The organism is Paraburkholderia agricolaris (assembly GCF_009455635.1).
Classification (GTDB): domain Bacteria; phylum Pseudomonadota; class Gammaproteobacteria; order Burkholderiales; family Burkholderiaceae; genus Paraburkholderia; species Paraburkholderia agricolaris.
This window is the reverse complement of sequence record NZ_QPER01000002.1, coordinates 1,599,114-1,615,811: the sequence shown is the minus strand read 5'-3', so window position 1 is coordinate 1,615,811 and position 16,698 is coordinate 1,599,114. Positions and strand designations below refer to the sequence as shown.

Here is a 16,698-nt window from a genome sequence, read left to right as displayed (position 1 = left end):
AAACCCGCCAGGAGACCATCTTGAAACTACTCGCACGCTCGGGTTTTCCCAGCGACGCAGACTGGACGCTGTACAACCGGATCGCCGGCCGCCTGCTGCCGTTTCTGATCCTGCTGTACGTGATCTCGTTCATTGATCGTATCAACATCGGGTTCGCGAAGCTGCGCATGGCATCCGATATCGGGCTGTCGGACGCCGCGTACGGCTTCGGTGCCGGCATCTTTTTCCTCGCGTACTGTCTCTGCGAGGTGCCGAGCAACCTGATGCTCGCGCGAGTCGGCGCGCGGGTCTGGATCGCCCGGATCATGGTCGTGTGGGGCGTCGTGTCGGCCGCGATGGTGTTCGTCCACTCGCCGCTGTCGTTCTACCTGATGCGCACGCTGCTCGGCGCCGCCGAAGCGGGTTTCTTTCCCGGCGTGATTCTCTATCTGACCTACTGGTTCCCGAACCGCCAGCGCGCGCAGGCGGTCAGCCTGTTCCTGCTCGGCATTGCGCTCGCCGGCGTGCTTGGCGGCCCGCTCTCGGGCTGGGTCATGCAGAGCTTCGACGGTCGCTGGAACCTCCACGGCTGGCAGTGGCTGTTTCTGCTCGAAGGCACGCCAGCCGTCCTGGCGGGCGTCGCAACACTCTTCGTGCTCGACGACGGCCCGGCGCATGCCCGCTGGCTCGCGCCCGACGACCGGGAGCGCGTGCTGGCGACGCTCGCTCGCGAACGCGCGGCTCGCGACGCGCAGGGTCACGCGCACCGGCTCGGCGACGCATTACGCAGCGGCGACGTCTGGCGGCTGTCGATCATCAATTTCACGCAGATTGGCGGCATCTACGGCCTCGCGTTCTGGTTGCCGCAGATCGTTCGCGATCTCGGCGTCAAAGGGCTCGTAGAGACCGGACTCGTGAGCGCTGTGCCGTTCGGCTTCGCCGCGATCGGGATGGTAATCGTCGGCCGCCACTCCGACGATACCGGTGAACGTCGCTGGCACGTGGCCGGCCCCGCGCTGATCGGCGCGCTCGGGCTCGTGCTGAGCGGCGCATTTGCCACCTGGCCCGTCATCTCGCTCATCGGTCTCACGCTCGCCGCATTCGGCCTCATCAGCGCGAACGCAGTACTGTTCGCGCTGCCGGGTACGCTGCTCTCAGGCACAGCGGCGGCCGCCGGCATCGGACTCATCTCCACCATCGGCAACATCGGCGGATACGTATTTCCATTCGCGATCGGCTGGATCCGTGAGCTCACGCGCCAACCGGCCTGGTGCCTGTTTGCGCTCGCCGCCGTGGCGTGCCTCGGCGCGCTCGTCATGCTGAGCCTGCCCGCCCCTGCGCCCGTGCGCGAACGCGCACCAGGCTGAACCGACCGCCTTCGGAGTTCGGAACACCCATTCCTTTGTTTCGAATTCGTCCTGCTCGCAATAAAAATCAGGATAGCTTAGTATGAAAACGAGTATGAAACCGAATCAGGGTTACCGCTTGCTGAGTGGCGCCGTTCTCGCGGTTGCCGCCGCAAACGCGTGCGCACAGTCTTCCATCACGCTCTACGGGGTGCTAGACACATTCGCCGGCTATCAATCGGCACAGGTCGGCGGCAAATCGACCCAGCTCGTCGCGCTCGCGAACAACGGCGAAATGACGAGCCGCTGGGGATTGCGCGGCACCGAGGACATCGGCGGCGGCTACAGCATGCGCTTCGACCTCGAGAACGGCTTTGACCCGTCGACGGGCGCGCAGCAGAACGCGTACCGGTTTTTCGATCGCCAGGCGTGGGTGGGCGTCGCCGGGCCGTTCGGCGAGTTGCGCTTCGGCCGGCAGAACACGCCGATGTTCTACTACGCAATCGGCCTCGACGCGCTCGGCTCGGCCACCTACGGTTCTGGCTACAACGACTTCGCGAACTGGCTCTCGCGCGTCGACAACGACGTCGCCTGGTTCTCGCCGAAGTTCGCCAACACACAGGTGGAGTTGCACTACTCAGTCGGCGGTGTGCCGGGCTCACTCGCGGGTAACGCGGTCTATCAGGCCGCGGCGCAAAGCCAGCAGGGACCGCTCTACCTGGCGCTCGCCTACCTCAATGCCGCGAATCCGGCCAACAGCGTGCGCGTGCAGGAGATCATGGCGGGCGCGACGTACGATTATGGGCATGGCAAGCTTTACCTCGCGTGGTTTCGCGCGAACGACGTGATCTCGGCCACCACAGGCAATGCGCTCGCAAACCCCGCCGGGAAGTACAACCCCGCCCTTGGACCGGTCGGCAACGTGCCCGGCAATTACCACAGCACGTACAGTGTGTCCGCCGACTACCGGCTTACGCCCCAGGCGACGATCGGTGCGGCCTACGCCTATATCAAGGACGATTCGTCGCTCGACAACAACGCCGAACAGATCGGCGCCATTGCGAGCTACTCGCTCTCGAAGCGCACGCAAGTCTACGGCGTGGTGTCATGGCTGAAGAACTTCGGGACAGCCCAGTTCCGCATGACAGGCGCGAGCATCACGACGGGTTCATTGCTGAGCCCGGACCCCGGCCACAACGAGACCGGCGCGCAGATCGGCATCCGCCACCTGTTCTGATTCGACGGCTGATCCAGGCTGCTGCAGGTGCCGCAATGCACCGCTCGGTCCGCCGATGCCTGGATCGCCGCCCAGATTCCGTCATGTCCGTTGGATCAGGGACTTCCAGGTCCGAACCACCTCGTCTTCACAAGGTGTTTTCGAGAACTTCAGCAGCGCCGCCCTCTGCTCTTCGACCACCGCGAGCCATCGACGCTCGTTGGACAGAAGTTCGCAGACCTTCCCGGCAACCGCTTCCGCATCCTCGGGGTCGATTGTCAGGTCGGTCTGAAGCACGTCGCTCACGCCGGCGTTTCTGGAGTAGAACACGGGCACGCCATTCTCCATTGCCTCGAGAATGATCATTCCGAATGGCTCGCTACGCGAGGGCACGATAACGGCGCTGGCGTTTCTAAACATTCTATTGCGGGCCGACCAGTCGACGAACCCATTCATTTCCACGATTGGGTCCCCCTCCCTCCATAACCCAGGGCCGTAGACCAGGAAGTTCTCCTGGCGCGCTCCCTCCCCGAATGTCACAAGATGGTAGCCGTCCGGGGTGAACTTCAGCGTCAGAGTGAAACCGCCCTTCGCAATCCTCGCCTCCAACTCGCGATCGAGCGACGCCGGAGACGAAGTGTTCTTGTAGCTGAGCCGACCGGTCACCGGATTGCGCGTCGCAACGATCACGCTAGTCAGACTCACGATCAGTTCCACGGGCGTCCCCTGTTTGTTTTCAACCGGAGGTATAAATTTCGTCGGGTGGAAATACTGCCTGATCGAGGTCGCGATCTGCTGCACCATGTCGCCTTCGCCATACATCGCGAAGGTCGCCTCCGGCAACCTCTTCCTGATCCTGGTTGCCGCTTCGATGAAGTAGTCGGGTCCCTTCTGAGCGGTGATCCGTCCTGCAAATATCACCCTCCTGGCTTTGAAGCTGCCGCGTCTTTGCAACTCTTCCGGCTCAAACTCGAAACAGTTCGGGACGACCAGGATCTTCGTGCGCTCGGCTTTCAACACGCGGACAAGCGTGTCCCTGAGAACGGTGCTCGGAACCAGAATCTTGTCGGCGGCTCTGCAAGCGTCTTCTTCAATCTGATGAATGAGTTCACTGGCCTTATCGCCTCTTCGATCCCATTCGGTCGAATGGAAATGAGCAATCCAGGGAGAACTCGACACCCGTGCCAACCGTGCCGCAGCCGGGAACGTTACCCAGTCATGAGCATGGATGATTTTCCAGTTGTGGCCGGACTCTTCGGCGAAGTCTGCGCATCGACGCGCGAACGCGCTCACCTCGTCGACGATGCTGCCTGCCTCACCCTCGGCCTGCACCAACCCGGAAGCGATCTCCGACGCGGGAGCACTCGAATAGGCACCGTACGACCCATAGGCCGAAAAGCCCTGGAAAGGCCGCATATCGATTCCCGCATGATCAATACCGACGCCGGCAACTTCGACTTCGTGGCCAAACGGGTAAGGCGATAACGAGGAGTGAGGCCACGGCGCCAGCAACGTAAGGTCACTGCCCTTCCGGCGCAGCCGTCGCACCAGATGGTACGCCGCGGTCCACCCCCCGCCCGAGACAAAAGGCGGAAACTCCCAACACATCATCAGTGCGCGCGGACCCGTAGCCTCCGGTCCATGCTTCGCGATCAGTGTTTTTCGCAGGCCAGGGTCGAGGTGGCTGGTGCGCCATCCTTTGGTCAGCGTCCAATCGATTTTGGTCCGGCTGAATCTGGCGTCGCGCAGATCGCAGGCGGAAAAATCCGTGTGCAGTATCTTGACGTTGCGCAGATCCGTGTCCGATAAGTTCGCCCCCTTGAAGCTCGCCGACGCAAGGTCGGCATGTTCAAGTACCGCCTTCCGCAGATCGGCGCCATCGAATTGACACTGGGTCAGTCGCGCAGCGTTGAAGCGGCAACCCTGAAGATTGGAGCCGGTAAAGTCGCCGCCCATGATGATCGCATCGCGAAAATCGAAGCCATGAAGATCGAGGTCATTGAGACGGGGGTAATAGAGAACCACGCCCTGCCATGAGACTGACCCCAGCGTCTCGTGATCAATCGAGCGGAAGGCGCGTTCAATCACCGGCGTAACGGTTCGCAGAAGAAATTCGGAATCTTTCGGGGTATCCGAATACGCCAGAATCGATCGACAGCCTACCGACAAGGCAGAGGCAATGGAGCTGTGATAGATCGATAGTTCTCGGCCAAGGAAATTCTGTAGCGCCGCCATGCCGGCGCCACGCACCATCGCGGACTTATCGGCCAGCATCTCCCAGATCGACTTCAGCTCAGCGGAGGCACGGTCAACCCTCTCCTTCTGCCGGACGCCGAGGTATTGATGAAATCCGATCCAGGCGCCGGACAGAGCAACGATGACCGCCGCTGCGGCGCTCAGGTTGCCGGCGATACCGGTCCAGAACAGACCTTGCTTCACATTCTGGATCTTCGCGGCGATCGCTTCCTGTCTGGCCTTTTCCTCCGCCATTGACGTAAGGGGAGGCCGAGCGTCGTACTCGCGCAGGATCTGCTCAGATCGCACGGCGATGACGCTGGTGGTCCAGAACTGAATTCCCAGGAACAGCGCCGAAAGCGAAAGGGCAATCACGACCACCACTTGCCTGATGATGCTCATGGCTGTAGTCCCCTGCTCAGGCTTCCGTTGATTTCTCGACGCAGGCGAGCCGCGCATCGAGCGCCGATTGGTAAGGATTGCGTTGAGGCACTGTCTATCGTAGTTGCCGTCGCTCGGTTTATACAACTTTTCCAGGGGCCGGATTCACCCGCACGAACGAGCTTTAGCTGGCGTCGTCAGGGATATTAAGGAGCGCAATGGACGTTGTTCCCGCTTTTGGAATTAATCCAATGAGGCAATAATGCAGCCACCTTACGAAGCATTCATCTTTCCCGCATGGCGAGCAACACTATCCCTGTGACCATTCCGCGCTGCGGGCTGCGACGTCCGTACTGGTGGTCCCTGCATTGCAGCAAGACCTTCTGCCTTTTCACTGAATCCTCACCATGCCAGCTGTCAAGACGCACTTTCAGGATCTGCCCGTCACCCTGGACCCAGCCCAGCGGCTTGAAATCGCGCACCAGCATTTCGACGTGTCCGCGCTGCCCGTCCAGCAGCAACTCCTCCGCTTCATGGCGCCTTGGGATGCCCACCGGATTCTTCGCGAGATCGTGCTGCTGATCGCGGACGCGTTCGGCGAGCAGGCGGGGCTGAGGGGCAGCAAACCGGCGCTCGCGCGCGCCATGGCGTTCGACCTGGCGCGCCGCTACGTGCACGCGAACCTGCGCGACGACGATCTTTCGCCCGATCGTGTCGTGGAGTCATTGGGTATCTCGCGCCCCACCCTCTATCGCCTCTTTCAGCACGACAGAGGACTTGCCGCCTATATCCGGCACACGCGGTTGCGTGCCGCTGCCGACGAACTCGTCGCTTTCCCCGGCGTTCCGGTGCAGGACATCGGCTACGCTCACGGTTTCAAAAGCGCGTCGGATTTCACGCGGGCTTTTCGGCGTGCTTATGGCCTCGCACCGCAAGACATCCGCCAATCTCACACCGGCATGCACGCACACCACAATCGGTTATGACCGGTTCGAGCGCTTGCCACATCAGCCATTTTCGCCCTGAAAATATGCTGGTTTTTTTGACGTCGAGATTACGCCCGGCAGCAAGCTGCGCGATTCGACCGAACGTGCTCAGATGATGAGTGGCTCAATTCGGGCGAAACTGCCGTCTATAAAAATCAGGTAAGCGCCTGAAGCACCCCGCATTGCTACTGCGCCGGTTCGTGACCAATATTGACGACGGCAGGGAAGCGGCGACCGTCATAAAGCAATCTCGTTTCTTCATCACTTCGATCCCCCGCTGCCTCCCCCCATCAACCTGAAAGTGCCGTCTGAACGGCCGCTTTGCCGTTCCCGCACGCTTTGTTGCACGCCGGGACCCACAAAAATAAGTTTGACAAACTATCTTTAGATATATATCTTAAGACACATCTTAAGACACAACCGGGAGTACCCAAGATGCGTCATCACCATCGTTTTTCCCGTTCGCGTGGCGCGGACGACGGTTTCTTCGCCGGACATGACCGCCCGTCGCTGCATGAGCTTTGGCACGCCTTCGCCCGCCGCTACGAGCGGGCCGGCGAGCGCGGCAGCGAACGATATGAAGAAAGTTTCGAACGCCGTCATGGCGGCCGCGGCGACTGGCACGAATCTCATGGCGACGAACGCGGCCACGGGCGTCATGGCCGCCATGGCGAGCGCGACGAGCGCCGCAGCCATGGCGACCACGACGGCTACCGTTTCGGCCGCCAAGGCTACGACCACTTCTCGCTTCACGCACTGTGGCACGCGATTGGCCGCGATCACGAGCATCGTGGCGGCCGTGGCGGACGCTTCGGCGGTGGCCCCGGAGGCTTCGGTGGCGGCTTCGGTGGCGACGGCGACGGTTTTCCGCGCGGCCGCAAATTCAGCTCCGACGATCTGCAATTGCTGCTGCTCTCGATGATCGACGCCCAGCCGAGCCACGGCTACGAGTTGATCAAAGCGCTCGAAACGCGCTCGAACGGTTTCTATAGCCCGAGCCCCGGCATGGTCTACCCGGCGCTCACCTATCTGGAAGAACTCGGCTACGTCACCGTGCAACTCGAAGGCAACCGCAAGCGCTACGAACTGTCGGAAACGGGCCGCGAGTATCTGGCCGCCAATCGCGATCGCGTCGAGTTGATGCTCGCCAAGCTGGCGCATATCGCCCGCAAGATGGATTCCGTGCGCCGCGCGTTCGCCGGCGAGGAGCCGGCCGACATCAGCGAAGGCGGCTGGTTGCCGGAACTGAGCCAGGCGCGCCGCGCGCTGAAGCATGCGCTCCTGCGCCGCGACAACGTGCCGGCCGACGAGCAACGCCGCATCGCTGCAATTCTGATGCGCGCGGTCAATGAAATCGAAGGCGAAGGCGAAGGTGAAGGTGACGGCAATCCTGGCAACGACGCAACCAGCGGCGAACCGACCGTTTGAGACTACGCGATCTGCCACTCGCGCGCGAGGGCGCCCATGCCTACCTTCGCGCGCCAATCCAACCACGAGGAATGACACCCTTATGCTGACAAATGACAACCGCGCCGATCTGGCAGTCCATCGCGTACGGCATCCGCTGAAGTTTCGCCTGTTGCAGGTCAAACAAGTCCACGCGCTGAATCCGCATCTGATTCGCGTCACCTTTACGGGCGAGGATCTGCACGACTTCGTCTCCGCTTCGTTCGACGATCACATCAAAGTGTTCTTTCCCGAACCCGGTGCCGACAAACCCGTGCTGCCGGAAGCCAGCCCTGACGGTCCGGTGTTTCCCGCCGGCCAGCCGCGGCCGATCGCCCGCGATTTCACACCGCGCCGCTTCGACGCTGAGGCTCGCGAACTGGATATCGAGTTCGCCATGCACGAGGCCGGCCCGGCGGCAACATGGGCGGCGCAAGCCAAAGCGGGCCAGTATCTCGGCATTGGCGGCCCGCGCGGCTCGCTGGTGATTCCGGCCGGCTTCGACTGGCATCTGCTGATCGGCGACGATACCGCGTTGCCCGCTATTGCCCGCCGCCTCGAAGAACTGCCGGCCGGCACCCGCGTCGCAGCGGTAATCGAAGTGGCCGACCCGTCAGCGCAGATCGAATTCACGACGCAAGCCGAACTGCATATGGTCTGGCGCCACCGCAGCGAATCGGCCTATCGCGGCGAGGCCTTGCTGCAGGCAGTACGTGAAATCTACTTGCCCGAAGACGGCGAAGGCTATGTGTGGGCTGCGGGCGAATCCGCAACGATGCGTGCGGTGCGCTACCACCTGTGCACCGAGCGCGGTATCGACAAGTCGCGGATTCGCGCGGCCAGCTACTGGAAACAGGGCGCCGAAGCGGTACACGAATCGCTCGACGATTGACCGTCCACAGCGTGCGTGCAGTGAATGGCGTATGTCGGTCAAACCGTGTGAGCCGTGTGAGCCGGGTGAACTGCGGGGCCGCGCGAAACTGGATCGCACGACAAGCGGCGTGCCTCGAACAACAAGACAAGGAATTGACCGATGTACTCAATTAGCACAAAGCACGAGCGCCGCTTACTGTGGCTGCTTGCGCTGACGCAGTTCACCATCATCATGGACTTTATGGTGATGATGCCGCTCGGCCCGCAGATCATGCACGCATTCAGCATCACACCCGCTGCGTTTGCAACGGCCGTGTCGGCGTATTCGTGGTGTTCGGGGCTTTCGGGCTTATTCGCGGCGACCTATATCGACCGCTTCGACCGGCGCCGGCTGTTGCTGACCGTCTATGCGCTCTTCGCGCTGTCGAACCTGGCGTGTGCGTTGGCCACCAGCTTCCCCCTCCTGCTTGCCGCGCGCGCATTTGCCGGCATTACGGGTGGCGTGCTGGGTTCAGTGATCATGGCGATCGTCGGCGACGTGATTCCGGTGCAGCGCCGCGGCGCCGCAACCGGTACGATCATGACGGCCTTTTCATTGGCCGCAATTGCCGGCGTGCCGGCCGGCGTGATGTTAGGCGCGCATTTCAACTGGGCCGCGCCGTTCTATTTGCTGGTGGTGCTGTCGCTGCTTGTCTGGGTAGCGGGCTCGCAACTGGTGCCTTCGCTTACCGAGCACCTGAGTCGCCGCCAGCCAGCGCTTGGCGAGGTGCTGCCCGACTTGTGGCGGATCTTGAGCAACCCCCGGCATATGAATGCGTTTGCGCTGACCTTCATGATGATGGTCTCGCACATGCTGGTGATCCCTTTTATCTCACCGGTACTGGTCGCCAACCACGGGGTGGCGCCGGCGCAGTTGTCCTGGCTGTATATGGCGGGCGGCGCAGCAACGTTCTTCACATCGCGCCGCGTGGGCAGACTTGCTGACCGGTTCGGCACACGCCGCGTATTCCGGATAGCAGCGCTACTTTCGTTCCTGCCCGTCCTGTTCGTCACGCATCTGCCGGATCTGCCGTTCTATGCACTAGTCATGTTCTTCCCATTTTTCATGGTGCTGATGTCCGCACGCATAGTACCGATGCAGGCACTCCTGACCACCGTCCCCGAATCAAGCCGCCGAGGCGCTTTTCTAAGCGCCAATAGCGCGCTACAGGCTCTAGGCACGGGATGCGGTGCATGGATCGGCGGCCTGATGCTAAGCAGTTCACCGACCGGGCAGATCGTCGGGTACGGAACGGTCGGCTGGGCAGCGGTCGCCGTCGCGCTGGTCGCGGTATTCTGGATATCGCGAGTTCACGGAGCACAAAGCTCATTGCCGCCAACGACCATATTGGGAAGCAACGCAGTCGGAGAAGGCTGAGATAACAGGTAAGCCGGCATCCATCCCGGAGCACCGCGTCGGCGCGCGCGGTGCAGCCGGAAGAATGAAGGCCTTGTTATCAGGGTGGAATGGGCGAGAACACAGAAAAAACTGCTAATCCGCCTCACCCACCAGGGCCCGCCGCGCGGCCTCCCCCTTCGCAGAAGAAGCATAAAAAACCCTCGCCCTGCCAATAACAATCTTCAACATGGCAATCACCGGCACGGCGAGGAAAATCCCCGCCACACCACCCAGTTGATCCCCCGCCAGCAACCCGACAATGACAAGAAACGGACTTACCTCCACCCCTTCACTCATCAGATAGGGATTGAGCACATAGTCCTGAAACAGTCTGTACAGCGCTATAAAAATCACCAGCCAAAGCAAATGCGCATACCCGCTAAAAACGGCCACCACCAGCGTAATGGCAACCGCCGCTAGCGGCCCGGCGAACGGCACAAACTCCAGCAAGCCTGCGCTAACCGCCAGCAAAAACGCGTACGGCACACCCAGCAACGAAAAAACCACCCCGTAACAGATCAACGTCGCGAGCGACAGGAACAGCAACGCCCGCACATACTTCGACAAAAGCACATTCAGATCCGTGACGATCCCGGCCCACAACATACGATGCCGATCCGTCAGCAGATCAAGAAACGCATCACGCATCTGCGGGCCTTCCTTGATGAGCAGAAAGCTCAGAATCGGAATCAGCACGAGGTAAATCAGATTGCTCGCCGCATGCACCACGCCGAGACCGACACTGCGCGCCATCGGCACGGCCTTATCGGAGCCGGTCTCGATCTGCCCGCGCACGAAATCCACAATTCGCTCGCGCAACGGTTCGAGAAAATGCGGCAACGGAAGACGGTTAGGCACGTCGGATTTCATCAGTTCGGGCAGTTGCGCGAACAGACGGGTGGCCTGATCCTGCAGTTGCACACCGAATAGCGAACCTGCCACCGCGATCACCGCGACCACCACCACGAACACCAGCGCAATCGAGGCAACCCGCGGCACGCGGCGCGGCCGGAAGCGGTCGACGAAATCGACCATCGGGTAAATCAGATAGCTGAAGAAAACCGCGAACACGACCACTAACAATGTGGACGACGCGGTATAGATAATGAACAGCAGCAGCGCAATCAGAAACGCAGTCCAGACTTTCCTGGCTGTGCAGACGTCGAATCCCAGCATGAACTTTCCTCGAACAGACGGCGAACCCGGCGCCTGAAAGCCGCCGGGGAAATCGGACAACCAGGCGCCCGCCAAGGCCAAAGACACGCGCCTGCGACGCCATGCACCATGCGTCGCAAAGCGCCGTGAACTGACTTACATCAGCTTGCCCAGCAGAAATCCGACGCCGATTGCAATCAACAACGCACCGAGCGGATTGTTGCGTGCGGTCTCAGCGACCTGCTCGACGCTGTCGCCATACTTCGCCTGAGCCTTGCCGGCAAGCTGGCGGACCTTGCCCTCGGCTTGCAGGTCGAGATCGCCGGTCAGACCGCCGACCGCGTCCTGCACCTTGCCTGCCGCATCTTTCACGGTTCCTTCGATCTGATTTGAGTTCATCATCGTTCTCCTTGAACAGAGTGAGCAAGCATTCGCCCGCCGCAGCGGGCGCTTTACGGTTGTTGCCGGGTTACTTCTTCACGCGCTCACGGATCGCGTCCGCAGCTTCGCCGACTTTCGACTGCACCTTGCCGGCCAGTTTTTCGGCCGCGCCCTCGGCCTGGGTCGTCCGGTTGCCGGTGACCTTGCCAATCGCTTCCTTGACGGAGCCCTTGACCTGTTTCGCCGCACCTTCGACACGATTCTTGTCCATGACGATTTCCTTGAAAGATTGGGTTGTGCACCAAAGACGTCGAGCACCTCGCGTCAGAAAAGCCTGAGCGCTTGCCCACGAACACTCGACGCAGGATCTCATTGTCCAGCTTCACCGCATCTGCCGACAGGCGCGAATGCACCGGATCGCCTGGTGCATTTGAACCGCATGCCCGCGCGCCTGAACCCGCGAGCCGATCTGCGCCGCTTCATCCCGCGACGGCGCAGACGCACCTGTGTAGCACGCCTCGTTCCCGGTCACGTCGCCTGTGGGTGAAGCGCAATAGAAATGCGCCTAAGCCGTCTTCGAACCCTTACGGCGCGGCACTTTGGCGGCTTTGGCAGGCGCGAGGCCGAAGTGGCCGCGGCTTTGCGCCCACACTATCGCCTCGCCCCGGCTATGTACATCCAGCTTCGCGTAGATCGTGGCGACATGGTTGCGTACCGTGTTCGGCGCGAGCCCCAGCTCTCTGGCGATTTCCTTGTCGGCGAGACCCGCGCACAAACAGGAGAACACATCCCGCTCACGCGCGGTCAGGTCGGCGAGATGGCCGCCGGCGTCGGGCGCGTTCGCGCGCCGCACGTTGACCAGTTTTTCGATCAGCGTCTGGCTGAACCAGGAGGCGTCCTGCATGACGGTCTCGATCGCCGTCACCAGTTCCATTTCGGAACGCTTGCGCTCTGTGATGTCGAGCAAGGTCATCAGCACGCAATCCTTGCCGTGAATGCTGACCGCTTCAGCCGACACGAGACAGTTCAGCCCGTCGCCCGCGTGATTGTTCACCTGGAATTCGACGTTGCGCAGGCTGCCCGACTCCCGCAACGCCGCGCCGATCCGCTCGCAGGCGTCGCCGTTCCACAGTCCGCTCTGGTCCAGCGGCTTGCCCAGCAGTTCTTCGGAGGAAAAGCCGGTGGTCGCGGTAAAGGCATCGTTGATATCGAGCGTCATGTAGTCGCCGGCGACAAACAGCGCGGTAGGCACCGGCGTCATCCGGAACGACTTTGCGAAGCGTTCCTCGCTCTGCCGCAGCGCGCTCTCGGCGCGTTTGCGTGGTTCGAGATCCATGAAAGTGAACAACATGCACGCTTCTTCGCCAATGTCGATCGGCTGTCCCGCCACCACCACGAACTTGTTGCCGCCTTCTGGCAGGCGCAACAGCGCCTCCATCTGCGGAATCGTCGCGCCTTCGCTGAGCCGCTCGATCGCAAGTTCGCGCTTCTCCGCGCCTTCGAACACGTCGAGTTCGTACACCGAGCGGCCTATGACGTCTTCGCGCACGTAGCCGGTCATTTCCAGAAATCCCTGATTGACCTTGATGTAGCGCTGATCGCTGAGACGGCAGATAACCGCCGGCGCGGGGTTGGCGTTGAAGGTCTTTTCGAAACGCTTTTCGGCGCTCGCCCATTCGCTTGCATCGTGCAGGATCAGGGCAAGGCAGTCGGGCTCGCCGCGGGCATTGGTCAGCACGAGGCTGCGCACGCGATGCACCCAGTTCACTTCATCGTCATGCGCGGGGAAAACCTCGACCACCACGTCGCTGAAACACTCGCCCGCCACCACCCGTTCGATCGGATAGCCGCCTTCCGGCAGGGGGTGATTGTTGCGGTAACGCAGCCGGAAGCGCTCGCGGTATTCGGTGACGTCCGCGCCCAGTTGGGCGACTTCGGTGATGCCGTGCATCTGCAGCGCGGCCTGATTGGCCCAGACGATGGTCTGGTCCGGTTCGACGAGGATCACGCCCTCGGTCAACCCCGTGATGATCTGCTGCAACTGGCGGCGGTCGGTCTGGCTACGCAGTACCTTGTCGTCGGCTGGCGGCGGGGTGTCGTCCAAAGCGTCGGTCGACAGCGGTGGAGCGGGCGCGGCGGAGGGTGTTGCAGTCATTATTGTGGGCGCGCGGAAAGCACGCGAGAGCCTGTCGAGACTGCAGAATCGCCCAAATCGCGCTGCGGCGCCAATGGTCAATGCACCAGGCTTGCTGGTGCACTTGCACCAGGTGCAGGGGGCAGGCAGCAAAAACGCCCGCCGTCGCCGCATGCGGCGTGGCAGGCGTGGCGGGTGCTGGTTACCGCGGGCGTTGGACTTCAGCCCTCTTCCGCCCCCAAAGCAGCCAACGGATGCGTTTCCCGCTTCCACGGCGAAGCCAGAAAATGCCTGACCCGTTCCGGCCGCACTTCCGCGAGTGTCGCGGGCGCCCAGCGGCTCTTGCGATCCTTGTCGATCAAGTGGGCCCGCACGCCTTCGCAGAAATCGCCTTCCTCGATCACCCGCTTGACGATGCCCAGTTCCATCCGGAAGCACTCCGCCAGGCTCATCTGCCGGCCGCGCAGCAATGCCTCGCGCGCGACATACAGCATCGTGGGCGAATGCCCGACCATCGCGTCGTAAGTAGACTGCAGCCACTGCCTCACCTCGCGCGGCGGCTCGCGCTCCAGATCGTGGCGCAACGTCGCGACAATCCGCTCGACGCTCGAACGCCGGTCGAAATGCCTCAGGATCAGTTGGGTAAAGGGTCCCAATGCAGCGTGGGGAATGATATTGCACGGCGGCTCGAACACGCCGCGCAACGCACCCATCAGGTCCCCCGCGTGCGGCATGCGCTGCAGGCGCTCTTCGAATGTCGCAAGCCAATCGGCCGGCACGCACAGATCCGCGAGTTGCAGGCGCAGCGCATCGGCGCCGGATAAGGTCGCACCGGTGAGCCCGACGTAAAGTTCGACCTCCGCCGGCATCACGCTCAGAAACCGCGTGGCGCCAACGTCAGGCAGGAAGCCGATGCGCGTCTCCGGCATCGCGACCTTGCTGCGCTCCGTGACAATGCGCAGCCGCGCCCCCTGGCCGAGCCCCATGCCGCCGCCCATCGAAATACCGTCGAGCAAGGCGACCACCGGCTTCGGAAACCGGTGCAGCGCGTAGTCGAGCCGGTATTCGTCGACGAAAAACGCCAGCCACCGGCTATCGCCATTCTTCGCGAGCCGGTGCACCTCGCGCACGTCGCCGCCGGCGCAAAAACCTTTGGCGCCCGCGCCTTTCAGCACGAGGGCAACGATGCCGTCATCGGTACGGCAATGTTCGACCAGTACGGCAAGCTCGCGCACCATTGCATGCGACAGCGCATTGAGCGCGGCAGGCCGGTTCAGCGTAATGATCGCCACACGGTTGACCACGCGAAACAGAATCTCGCGCTCCGCTTCCGCGCTCGGATCGGTTGCGACGCTCTGCAAGGCGCTCATCGACGGGGCTCCTGCTCGACGTTGGCGGCCGGTTGGACCTGCCCTGCGGGCTCGGCCTTCGTCACCTGCCAGCGTGGCGCGCGTTTCTCGAGAAACGCATTGACGCCTTCACGCTGATCGGCGCCGTCGAACAGATCGACAAAGCGTTCCCGCTCCACCGCGAGCGCCGCAGCGCGCGGCACGCCGTTGCGGCCCTGATGAATCAGCGTCTTGCTGAAGCCGACCGCCTGCGGGCTCAAGGTCGCGACACGCGCGGCCATGGTCAGCGCGGCCTCGCGTGCAGCGCCCTTTTCCACCACTTCTTCGACGAGGCCGATACGCAAGGCGCTCGCCGCATCCACCCGCTCGCCGGTCAGGATCATCCGCTTGGCCCAGCCTTCGCCGACCAGCCACGGCAACGTCTGCGTGCCGCAGCCGCAGGGCAGCAGGCCCACCGCCGTTTCGGGCAGCGCCATCACCGCGTGTTGCTCGGCGATGCGGATATCGCAGGCCAGCGCGCATTCGAGCCCACCGCCCATTGCATAACCGTTGATCGCCGCGATCACCACCGGCCGCGCGTTCTGCAAGGTTTCGAACGCCGTGCCGAAGCGCGTCGCCGCTGTGCGTGCGATCTCGCGATTGCCGTCGGCGAACGTGTTCAGATCGGCGCCCGCGCTGAAGAACTTGGGGCCGTCGCCGGTTATCACGATGGCCCGCACGCGCGCTTCGCCGTTCAGACGCTCGACGGTCTGCTGCAACATCAGCAAGCCATCCGGCGTGAATGCGTTCGCGGGTGGCCGCTTGAGCGTCAGCAGCGCGACGGCGCCGTCGTGGGCGTAGTCGAGTTCGATCATGACGCGTCCCTGCTCTTACCGTCTTTGCCGTCTTTGCTGTCGTCGCGGTAGAGCTTGATCACCGCGGAAAAGTCCAGCCGTCCCGCGCCCTTCGTGCTCATCGTCTGATAAAGCTGTTGCGCCAACGCGCCGAGATACACCGGTTGACGCGCGAATTTCGCGGCGTCGGTGGCAAGCCCCAGGTCCTTGAGCATCAGATCGGTGCCGAAGCCGCCGGTATAACCGCGCGTGGACGGCGCGGTTTCGATCACGCCGGGCATCGGGTTATAGGTGTCCGAACTCCAGCAGCGGCCCGTCGAGGTATTGATGATGCCACCCAGCACCTTCGTGTCGATGCCGAGCGCCTCGCCCAGCGACATCGCCTCGGCCACGCCGGCCATGGTGATGCCGAGCACGAGGTTGTTGCAGATCTTCGCGACCTGGCCGGTGCCCGTGTCGCCGCAATGCACGATGTTCTTGCCCATCGCCGACAACACCGGCTTGACCTGCTCATACGCGCTCGCGCTGCCGCCCACCATGAAGGTCAGCGTGCCCGCTGCCGCGCCGCCGGTGCCGCCCGAAACGGGCGCATCGACGAAGGTGTTGCCGCGTTGCGCGGCCAGTTCGGCAAACGCCTTCACGCTGGCCGGGTCGATGGTGCTCGAATCGATGATCGGCACGCCTTTCGCGATACCGGCGAGCACGCCGTCATCCGCGCTCAGCACGCTACGCACGTGCGCGGCCGCGGGCAGCATCGTAATCACAGATTCGACGTCGGTCACCGCCGCTTTCGGCGAAGCTGCCGCGCTGGCGCCCGCTTCGACGAGCGCCTGCACCGCTTGCGCGTTGAGGTCGAATACCTTGACCGTGTGACCCGCCTTGAGCAGGTTGAGCGCCATCGGCGCGCCCATGTTGCCGAGTCCGATAAAGCCTATTTTCATGGTGT

14 protein-coding genes are annotated in these 16,698 nt (G+C 62.5%); 6 read left to right on the top strand and 8 right to left on the bottom strand.

Annotated elements, in window-relative coordinates; all coding sequences use genetic code 11:
• Positions 1-20: 20 nt before the first annotated feature.
• Both GH665_RS28655 and GH665_RS28650 read left to right on the top strand, forming a co-directional pair.
• Positions 21-1,346 (top strand): MFS transporter, encoded by a 1,326-nt coding sequence (locus GH665_RS28655; protein WP_153140582.1) that lies wholly within the window; start codon positions 21-23, stop codon positions 1,344-1,346.
• 82 nt (positions 1,347-1,428) lie between these two features.
• On the top strand, positions 1,429-2,562 hold the full coding sequence (locus GH665_RS28650) for a porin (RefSeq protein WP_153140581.1): 1,134 nt from the start codon (positions 1,429-1,431) through the stop codon (positions 2,560-2,562).
• Positions 2,563-2,643: 81 nt separating this feature from the next.
• On the opposite strand, the gene GH665_RS28645 is transcribed toward GH665_RS28650, so the two are convergent.
• Entirely contained in the window at positions 2,644-5,178 is a 2,535-nt protein-coding gene (locus tag GH665_RS28645) for a glycosyltransferase (protein WP_167531022.1), read from the bottom strand.
• A gap of 386 nt (positions 5,179-5,564) precedes the next feature.
• Between GH665_RS28645 and GH665_RS28640 the strand changes: the two genes are divergently transcribed.
• From GH665_RS28640 to GH665_RS28625, 4 genes are all read left to right on the top strand, one after another.
• Positions 5,565-6,143, top strand: coding sequence for a helix-turn-helix transcriptional regulator (locus GH665_RS28640; protein ID WP_153140579.1), 579 nt, complete (start codon positions 5,565-5,567; stop codon positions 6,141-6,143).
• Positions 6,144-6,578: 435 nt separating this feature from the next.
• Positions 6,579-7,571 (top strand): PadR family transcriptional regulator, encoded by a 993-nt coding sequence (locus GH665_RS28635; protein WP_153140578.1) that lies wholly within the window; start codon positions 6,579-6,581, stop codon positions 7,569-7,571.
• Between the two features lie 82 nt (positions 7,572-7,653).
• Entirely contained in the window at positions 7,654-8,481 is an 828-nt protein-coding gene (locus tag GH665_RS28630) for a siderophore-interacting protein (protein WP_153140577.1), read from the top strand.
• Between the two features lie 141 nt (positions 8,482-8,622).
• On the top strand, positions 8,623-9,879 hold the full coding sequence (locus GH665_RS28625; RefSeq protein WP_153140576.1) for an MFS transporter: 1,257 nt from the start codon (positions 8,623-8,625) through the stop codon (positions 9,877-9,879).
• Between the two features lie 114 nt (positions 9,880-9,993).
• Here the strand turns inward: GH665_RS28625 and GH665_RS28620 are convergent, their stop codons facing one another.
• The 7 genes from GH665_RS28620 to mmsB form a co-directional block, all read right to left on the bottom strand.
• Positions 9,994-11,076 (bottom strand): AI-2E family transporter, encoded by a 1,083-nt coding sequence (locus GH665_RS28620; protein WP_153142343.1) that lies wholly within the window; start codon positions 11,074-11,076, stop codon positions 9,994-9,996.
• A gap of 135 nt (positions 11,077-11,211) precedes the next feature.
• Complete coding sequence (locus GH665_RS28615; protein WP_153142342.1) at positions 11,212-11,454, bottom strand: CsbD family protein; 243 nt, start codon at positions 11,452-11,454, stop codon at positions 11,212-11,214.
• 70 nt (positions 11,455-11,524) lie between these two features.
• Positions 11,525-11,707 (bottom strand): CsbD family protein, encoded by a 183-nt coding sequence (locus tag GH665_RS28610; RefSeq protein WP_153140575.1) that lies wholly within the window; start codon positions 11,705-11,707, stop codon positions 11,525-11,527.
• A 294-nt stretch (positions 11,708-12,001) separates the two neighbouring features.
• A complete protein-coding gene (locus GH665_RS28605) occupies positions 12,002-13,591 on the bottom strand; it encodes a helix-turn-helix transcriptional regulator (RefSeq protein ID WP_153140574.1) in 1,590 nt (529 codons plus the stop codon).
• Positions 13,592-13,791: 200 nt separating this feature from the next.
• Positions 13,792-14,940 (bottom strand): enoyl-CoA hydratase/isomerase family protein, encoded by a 1,149-nt coding sequence (locus GH665_RS28600; protein WP_153140573.1) that lies wholly within the window; start codon positions 14,938-14,940, stop codon positions 13,792-13,794.
• Positions 14,937-15,773, bottom strand: coding sequence for an enoyl-CoA hydratase (locus GH665_RS28595; protein ID WP_153140572.1), 837 nt, complete (start codon positions 15,771-15,773; stop codon positions 14,937-14,939). The genes GH665_RS28600 and GH665_RS28595 overlap by 4 nt, the downstream gene beginning before the upstream one ends.
• A complete protein-coding gene (gene mmsB, locus GH665_RS28590) occupies positions 15,770-16,693 on the bottom strand; it encodes a 3-hydroxyisobutyrate dehydrogenase (protein ID WP_153140571.1) in 924 nt (307 codons plus the stop codon). Before mmsB ends, GH665_RS28595 begins: the two co-directional genes overlap by 4 nt.
• Positions 16,694-16,698 lie beyond the last annotated feature (5 nt).